Source organism: Bartonella sp. AA74HLJMH, from assembly GCF_042197045.1.
In the GTDB taxonomy this organism is placed as follows: domain Bacteria; phylum Pseudomonadota; class Alphaproteobacteria; order Rhizobiales; family Rhizobiaceae; genus Bartonella.
The window spans coordinates 1-501 of sequence record NZ_JBHIRJ010000178.1 but is presented as its reverse complement, the minus strand read 5'-3'; the positions used below and the strand labels follow the sequence as shown (position 1 = coordinate 501).

Genomic DNA, 501 nt, shown 5'->3' with positions numbered 1-501 from the left:
CCGGTCAAGTGAGTATTGGATCCCACCATTTCGGTTTGTGTCTCAGCAATGGTTGACTTTTCTTCCACCCGCACAAGGATAATTTGTGCCTCAATCCCCTGCGCACACACCGCGTTAATCACATCAAGAGCTGTACCTCTTGTTCCAAGCTTTTGGATTTTCTCACCCTCATGCGTAAAGAGAAGGACAGGCTCGTCGAGGGGAAAAACTTGGTTATCAGCATCAGGGGCTGTAACAACCGCTCCAATGGCTGTCTGATCAAATGTTGCTAAAGGACGGGAATCCTCACCAGCCTCTACAATGCGAATCCCATGATTAAATTCTATTGCCATCTTGCTCTCCAAATCAATGAAGAGACTATAACAAGCATCACCATGCTCCATAAGACTGACACTGTCAGTCAAAAAAAGCCCTTTCAAAGGGCTTTAAAGGACTTAAAAACATACAAGCTCGCTTATAGAACAGCTATCCATTTGACTTCTGTCATATCTTGGTTACTTG

General features: G+C 44.5%; 1 pseudogene. It reads right to left on the bottom strand.

Features of this window, described 5'->3' with window-relative positions:
* Nucleotides 1-332, bottom strand: a pseudogene (locus ACFINH_RS10435) (phage tail protein); the annotation flags it as partial.
* Nucleotides 333-501 lie beyond the last annotated feature (169 nt).